Below are 7,983 nucleotides of genomic sequence, written 5' to 3'. Positions count from 1 at the left end.
TTAATATTGACTAAGCGATTGTACCGCAAGGCTTTATCATGATTGGATGACTGAAAAAGTAACCGCTCTACGATCATCTGAAGTGATCCAAATAAAGCGGTTCGAGTGAAATGAGAGTGAGTCACAGCGGCTTCGGTATCGTCAGCTCTTTGTTTAGAATACGCGAAGTCGTGTACTTTGGTGTGCGAAAGCGATTAAAAAGTGACGGCGTCCCGAGACGCCGTCAGCTTAGAACGGGTTTAGTTATCCCTGTTGGTGAGGTAGACGTTGAGCCAACGACGGCTGAGCATACGATATAAATAGAGGGAACCGCGCAACCACCAGTCGGCAAACATACCAAGCCAGATTCCGTAGATTCCCAGCTGTGCATAGATACCCAGCAGATAGCCAAGCACAATCCGGCATCCCCACATGCTGAGGATCGCCGTCCACATGCTGTACTTCACATCTTTGGCGCCTTTAAACGCAGCAGGTAGCACGAATGAAGCCGCCCAAATAGGCATCATCAGCGCATTGAGATAGATAAGATTGACTACTACGTCAATCACCGCCGGATCATCGGTGTAAATCGCGCCAATTTGATCGGCAAATGGCACGGTCATAATGCCCAACACGATCAACGCTGCGGTTGACAGCCAGAGGATCAGTTGCATTTCCAGTCGCGCGGTTCGGGTCTGGTTCTGACCAAGGCGCTTGCCAATCAGCACCGTTGCAGCCATGGCCAACGCATTGCCGGGAATATTGATAAACAGCAGGACGGAAAAAGTGACCACGTTACCCGCCATGACAATCGTGCCCATGCCTGCGACCATGATTTGTGTAATGAGTTTGCCAATGTTAAACATTAGCGACTCGATGCTGGCAGGTACGCCGATGACCAAGATTTCTTTGAGGATTAAACGGCTGAACGGTTTGAGAAATTCACTGGCTGGCACGCGCAGCGAACTGTTGTGAGTGAGCACAAACAGAATCATTCCCGCACCAATCCAGCGAGCAGCACTGATACCAATCCCTGCTCCTAGCATCCCCAAGCCACTCCAGTGCAGGGCTTCAATGCCGTAAATCAATGGGTAGCTGATGACGATATTGAGGATATTCATCAGTATATTGGTCGTTGCGGGCGAGCGTGAATTGCCTACCGCGCGCAAAATGCCACTGCCTGAGAGCGTGATCGCCAGTGCCGGATAGCTTAGTGCAATCATCTTGAGGTATTGATCGGCAAGCGCTATTACCTCTGGCTCTGCGCCGTAGGCCACCACCGTCAGAATGGGCCCGGCAAACAGAAACATCGCCACGCAGCAGACTAAGCTGACCAACACGCCGAGGTTCATCACCTGATTGGCACCAAACAGTGCTTTTTGCCGATCCCGGCGACCAAAGGCCTGAGCAATCAATACCGATCCGCCGAGCGCGATCGCCGTGAGCAGTGACAGGATAATGTAGGTCACGCTGTCGGTGATGCCTACAGCGGCGGTGGCATCTTTACCAATCCGGCTGACCAGAATGGTGCTGACGATCCCCATTAACACCACGCAGACCAACTCAACCAGAATAGGCCAGGTAAAAGGCAGAATACTGCGCTGAACTAATACGCGATGACGATAGCGCATACGCCAGCGTCGCTTTGGCGTTTGGGAGCAAGGCGGTTCGGAGTCAGGTCGGGCAACCGGCTCCGCTTCTGAAGAAAAACTGTCAGACAAAATTCACTTCCATCAATAAAAGAGAAGAGCGTTCAGGCCGCTGACGTCTGATTGTAAATGACGTCGTAGTCGTACACCGTTTTGATGACATTGCCTACGAGGCGCTCTCCGTGTAGGTAGCCACCTTTGGAAATCATCACGGGAATGTCGGCGTATATACCCAGATGAGCCGCTTCAAGAGCCAGCAACGCATAAGGCAGTGGATCATCGAGTCGTACATAACGATGCTGCGGTCCGGGTAAGAAGAAGCCAGCATGATAGTGCTGATGCAGCAGATTTTCTGCGACATCGTCGGCTAAACGCAGCAATCTTTCATCTTGACTGGTAGCGTGAAGCTCAAGGATTGCCATGAGCAGATAAGCTGAAGCCAGCGTCGTCTGCTTGGCCACATGTATCGCGTGCAAGTTTGCTGCATTGAGCTCTCCCAAACCGAAGCGTTTCCACATGCGCACGGTGAGATCACGCAGCATAGCGTCTTCACTTTGCAGGCTGGCACGGATCAGAGTAAGCAGATAGGCAGGGTCGGTCGGTTGTCTGGCCAAAGTTGTGCCTTTATCGCCATAGTAACCGTCGCGCACAAACGTATAGCCAGTCATGTCTTCGCCGCTGTTCCACATCGGAATCATTCGGTTGTTGGTTTCATCCCAGGCATGGGCAAAATATGCCGTGATGCCTTCAATCGCCCACTGGCACATCTGCGGTTCATCCAGCAGCTTAGCGCATTCGAGGATCGCTAGCGGATTATCGACCACTACCGGCCAGCTGTCGCGAAACAGCACATTGGCTTCACGGGCAATCTCGCCAAATTCAGGGCCGAACTGGCGTTTTGCCCGATCGCCAAACCAAGAGTAAGTTAGAGTGTCGTCGTCCGGAATCGGCTGACGTTGCAATGGCGAAGAGAACTGATACACCGGCATGCCTGTTTGTGGGTGACGCGCCAGAACAAACTGCTGATAAAGATGCTTTGCCCAACTCTTGGCATCTTCGTCTTGTGTGTAGTGGAAATAATGACTGGCGGCGTAGATAAGATCGGTGGCGGCGTTAACAAATGTCAGACCAACTGTTTCGGGCAGTGTAGGCCAGAGCGCTGTGTCAACCACAGGCTGCGGATGGTGGCGACTAAACAGCTCAGGATCAAAGTGTTGACCATATTCTCCGTGACGGCTGAGATCGAGCTTTTCCCAATCGGAAACGTGCGCCGCCCAGAAACCTTTGAGAAACGTTTCGGTTTTCGCTGGATTGACCTGATGCAAAAAAGTATAGAAAGGGAAATGATGTTTGAGCTCGTGCACGCACTCTTTGCTGGCCGGGCCTTCAATATTGCCGTTTTGCCAATGAATAAATCGATGGCCACCCCAGTGAAATAGGCCGCTGGCATCATCGACGTAATGATCGAGAAAATAGGCTGTAATATGGCGCGCCTGCTTATCAAAGCTTGGGTCTTGAGTGAGGGTACTGAGCGCGGTCAGACCACGTAGAAAATTCTGCTGGCTGGCGAAATTGCTCATCGGTACGCGCTGGCCATCCGGGTATGTCCAGTGGACTGTCTGCAAGGTTTGGATATCAATACCATCGGCTAGCAGCGGCGAGGTCGGAGAGGTCGCCAGTTGCAACAGGCGCTGATAGTAATCAATCAGTAACGGGAGATGAGAATATCGGGTGAAAGCCATAGTGCCACTCCATTTTAGTGTCTGGGAATAAGAAGTTCCGCGCAGCAGTAACGGATGATGGATTCGAGTGAGTCGCATAGGGGGAAGCGGCTTGTGCTATGCGAGCTACTTATCCATGGCGACTCAGTACTTCTGCGTCAAAAACACCCCAAAAAAGGTTCTGATATCAAGTGCATGGTTAATTCATGCGTTTCAATACACGGTTACCGCGTCGCAGGAAGTTTTTCGCGGCTTCTTCGACGCTGGACTGGCCATAGTCAAGATGTTGCATCTCCTCGCTGAATAGTTCCATTAATTGCGCATTATCGGTGTAGGTGGTAGGCATGATTCTCTGAGGCAGCGCTTTCGCCTGCTCGTAGCCAAGGAACGACAGGCTGTTCGGGTTGATGTGGCCGCTTTGTTGCAGTGTCGACAGACCAGACTGGCTCATTGGGATGCCGCGAGTCAGCCCGAGAGCTTTGACGCCGTCAGGATCGTTGAGCAGAAAGTTCACCAGTTTCGCTGCTTCTTGAGGGTGTTTGGTATTACGGCCGATAGAGAACATCATCGATGGTCGAGCCAGCAAGCCAGTTTCTACAGCATTGTTTGTCATTGGATAGGGACCTAACTCTAGTGACATCGGTGGCTGCAGGTTGTCGGCGTATTTCTCAACCGCGGTATCCCACATGTAGATACCGCCAAAACGGCCGTCGATCCAAGGACGCATTTCGTACAGGTTGCCCTTGCCGTAAGAAGAGAACTCTTTGGTAGACGGGAACACGTGGTTTTTAACCTGATCCACATACAGCTGGAAAAACTCGGTCATCTCTTTGTCGCTGAACGCCAGCAGGTTGGTGTCGTGGCTGATGATGTCTTTGCCATGTTTTTGAATGAACAGAGAACGGTTCATTGCAAACACGTCACGCGCTTCAATCACCAATGGGTAGTAGCCGTCGCCGAGGTTTTGCTTGAATGCCTGACCTGCATTCATCAGATCATCCCAGCTTTTCGGATAGCCCACGCCCGCTTTCGCCCAGATATCCTTGTTGTAGTAGAACACGCGAGAGGTCATGCTCACAGGCAGACCGTTGATTTTGCCGTCAACGGAAGTCATGTTGATGGCCTGCTGCGGGAACTGAGCCACCTGCAACGAATCTTTGTTCTGGTTCATGTCGTAGAAGCCACCGCCATCGCGGGAGAAGATGGGCAGCCAGTTCCAGTTGGTTTGCATCACATCTGGCTCAGTGTTGCCTGCAATTTGCGTGGTCAGGCGAGATAAGTGACCATCCCAACCAGTGTATTCCCCTTTGACGACGATATCCGGGTATTTTTCGTGGAATTTTTCCAGCGCTTTCAAGGTTGCCTGGTGGCGGGCATTACCACCCCACCAGGACATACGCAGTTCAGTTTGCGCGTAGGCATTGGCAGCCATGCCACCGAGTGCGAGCGCAGTCAGCGTTGATAGCAGTGTTCTCTTCATGTTCATAGGGTTAGCCTCCAAGCTATTTTATTTTTTTAGCGAGATGTTCTTTTCGGTTTCTTTGTCGAAAATGTGTGCTTTGTTCATGTCCACCATGAAGGTCACACCGCGTTTCAATTCCATGTTGAGCTTGGCCTTCACATCGTCGATCGGCACACGAGCAGTGAACTCTTCTTTGCCGACTCGGAAGTAAACAAACACTTCGTGGCCCATGTTTTCCATGCGAATCACATCGCCAGTCAGCGCTTGCACACCTTCGGGAATATCGTCGGTGAGCGCTAGCGTGATGTTGTCCGGGCGAATGCCGAGTACGGTTGTGCGATAACCAGTGGCTTTGATGCTGGTGGCTTTATTCGCAGGCAGAGTGAGGTGTTGACCTTCCAGCGACACCACTAACTCGCCGTCGATGTCATCCAGCGTAACGTCGCGCAGGTTCATTTCTGGTGCACCGATGAAACCGGCGACGAACATATTGACCGGGTTGTTGTACAACTCTTCCGGCGTGTCGACTTGCATGATTTCACCGAGTTTCATCACGCAGATGCGATCGCCCATGGTCATGGCTTCGGTTTGGTCATGCGTGACGTACACCGCGGTCGCGGGACGATTTTCCGCTTTCAGATGCTTGTGCAGATCCGAAATACGCACACGCATGGAAGCGCGAAGTTTGGCATCGAGGTTAGAAAGTGGTTCGTCGAACAGGAAGACGTCCGGCTTTTTCACGATAGCGCGGCCCACTGCCACACGTTGCGCTTGACCTCCAGACAACTGGCGCGGCAGACGTTCAAGCAGATCTTCGATCTCCAGGACCTTGGCGGCCTCATTCACACGTTGGTCGATTTCTGTCTTCGGTAGCTTTTGCAGCTTGAGGCCAAAGCCGAGGTTTTCGCGCACGGTCATGTGCGGGTACAGCGCGTAGTTCTGAAACACCATCGCGATGCCGCGATCTTTCGGTGGCAGGTTGTTCACAATCTTGTTGCCGATGGTGACTTCGCCACCGGTGATGTTTTCCAGGCCGGCTAGCATGCGCAGCGTGGTGGATTTGGCACAGCCCGACGGGCCGACGATCACCAGAAACTCTCCGTCAAGAATGGTCAGATCGATGCCATGTACTGCTTTGAATCCGTTGGAATAGACTTTTTCCAGTTTGTTGAATTTGACTTCAGCCATTGTTTTAACTCCAAAACCTGTTTAATTCCAAAATCAGCCTTTAATGCCACTGCTGGTCACGCCTTCCACGAAATATTTCTGAGACATGAAGAACACGATGATCGATGGGATGATGGCGATCGATGCCATAGCCAGAATCTCGTTCCATCGCGCACCTTCAGTGACGTCGATAGACATTTTCAGAGCTAGGGCAATCGGATACTTCTCGACGCTCGATACGTAGATCAATGGGCCCAGGAAGTCGTTCACCGACCACATGAACTGGAACAGCGCCACCGAGATGATGGCCGGGCGAATCACCGGAACCACGACGTACCACAACACCTGGAAAGAGTTACAGCCGTCAATCATCGCCGCTTCTTCCATATCGGTGGGTACGCCGCGCAGGAATTGCACCAACATAAAGACGAAGAAACCTTGAGTGGCGAAGGCCAGTGGTAGATAGAGCGGTAAGTAGCTGTCTAGCAGACCCATTTCACGGAACATTAAATACTGAGGAATCAGCAGCACCGACTGAGGCAGCAAAATGGAGGCGATCAAGGTCGCGAACCAAAACTTCTTCCACGGAATATCAAAGCGGGCGAAGGCGTAAGCGACGATGGTGGAGGAGACTACGGTAAAGAACACTTTTGGCAGCACATACAAAAAGGTGTTCATGATGTAGTGGCTGAAGGTGAACTCGGTACCGGTTTTCCAACCGTTAATGAATCCTTCTAGGCTCCATTCGCTGGGAATTAGGCTCATGGAAGAGAATATTTCATGGTTGGGTTTCATGGCGGCGGAGAACATCCACAGCAAGGGGTAGAGCATCATAATGCCGACGATGATTAACACGGTGTAGCGAATAGTGGCGTTGATCTTTTCACGGCGCAGTGTGCGTTCATTCTCGACGTTACTGGCGCGGATTTCGCTGGCCTCGTTTTGAACAGTGATGGTTGTAGACATGATTATTTACCTCCCTTGTCACCGGAATAAAACACCCAGTATTTTGATGAACGGAATGTGATGGCGGTGAAAATCGCTACAACAATAAACAGCGACCAAGCAAGCGCGCTGCCGTAGCCCATGTCGAAGAACTTAAACGCAGTTTCGTAGATGTAGAGTGAGATTAGATACGTCGACTTCATTGGGCCGCCGCCAGTGACGACGTAAGGCGCCGTGAACTCCTGGAAGGCTTGCGTGGTTTGCATGATGAAGTTGAAGAAAATCACAGGCGTGATCAATGGCACGGTCACTTTCATGAACATTTGCCACTTGTTGGCACCGTCAATCAGGGCCGCTTCATACTGAGATTGCGGCACGTTCTGCAGAGCCGCGAGGAAGATCACCATCGCTGACCCGAACTGCCATGCTCGCAGTAGCGTGATCGAGAACAGAGCAAACGAGGGTTCGCCAAGCCAGTTGACCGGGTCGATGCCAATAAAGCCCAGCATGCCGTTTAACACACCATCGATGGCAAACAGAGCGCGCCACAGAACAGCGATCGCAATGCTGCTGCCGAGAATCGACGGAATATAGTAAGCGGTGCGGAAAAAGCCGATACCCTTGAGCTTAAAGTTCAGGATAAAGGCTATAAACAGCGCAAACGCTAATTTGACTGGAATGGTCAAGAAAACGTACGCGAAGGTTACGCCCATTGATTTCCAGAATAAATCGTCCTCTGTGAGCATGTAACGATAGTTCTCGATGCCGACAAATCTGGGGTAGGTCATTAGGTCATAATCGGTAAAACTCATCAAAAATGACGAAACAAAAGGAAAGGCGGTAAACACAATCAACCCTATGATGTAGGGAGATAGGTACGCCAATCCTAGCTTACGACTTTCATACATTTTATCGTCCTCGTTAGTTTATTTTTTGCTAAACAAGAATTCATTTTTTGACTCTAATTTTTAGCTTATGAAATTCATTTAACGCAGATAAATAATGAAATTCTACAGAGTTAAACGATAAATGTGATCGGAGTTATTTTTTTTGGTTAACA

At 50.9% G+C, this 7,983-nt stretch carries 6 protein-coding genes; all 6 read right to left on the bottom strand.

Translation table 11 applies throughout. From position 1 onward, the window contains the following. Positions 1-239: 239 nt before the first annotated feature. Positions 240-1,700, bottom strand: coding sequence for an EmmdR/YeeO family multidrug/toxin efflux MATE transporter (locus ACN0WV_RS19335; protein ID WP_417607875.1), 1,461 nt, complete (start codon positions 1,698-1,700; stop codon positions 240-242). 32 nt (positions 1,701-1,732) lie between these two features. After that, positions 1,733-3,370, bottom strand: a complete 1,638-nt coding sequence (locus ACN0WV_RS19330) for a hypothetical protein (protein WP_417607874.1) — start codon at positions 3,368-3,370, stop codon at positions 1,733-1,735. 178 nt (positions 3,371-3,548) lie between these two features. After that, on the bottom strand, positions 3,549-4,829 hold the full coding sequence (locus ACN0WV_RS19325; protein WP_417607873.1) for an ABC transporter substrate-binding protein: 1,281 nt from the start codon (positions 4,827-4,829) through the stop codon (positions 3,549-3,551). A gap of 27 nt (positions 4,830-4,856) precedes the next feature. Beyond that, complete coding sequence (locus ACN0WV_RS19320; RefSeq protein WP_417607872.1) at positions 4,857-5,999, bottom strand: ABC transporter ATP-binding protein; 1,143 nt, start codon at positions 5,997-5,999, stop codon at positions 4,857-4,859. Positions 6,000-6,032: 33 nt separating this feature from the next. Further along, positions 6,033-6,944: a carbohydrate ABC transporter permease gene (locus ACN0WV_RS19315; RefSeq protein WP_417607871.1), complete on the bottom strand. Its 912-nt coding sequence runs from the start codon at positions 6,942-6,944 to the stop codon at positions 6,033-6,035. A gap of 2 nt (positions 6,945-6,946) precedes the next feature. Next, a complete protein-coding gene (locus ACN0WV_RS19310; RefSeq protein ID WP_417607870.1) occupies positions 6,947-7,831 on the bottom strand; it encodes a carbohydrate ABC transporter permease in 885 nt (294 codons plus the stop codon). Positions 7,832-7,983 lie beyond the last annotated feature (152 nt).

Source organism: Primorskyibacter flagellatus (genome assembly GCF_048268605.1).
In the GTDB taxonomy this organism is placed as follows: Bacteria; Pseudomonadota; Alphaproteobacteria; order Rhodobacterales; family Rhodobacteraceae; genus Primorskyibacter; species Primorskyibacter flagellatus.
This window is presented reverse-complemented; position numbering and strand designations above follow the sequence as displayed.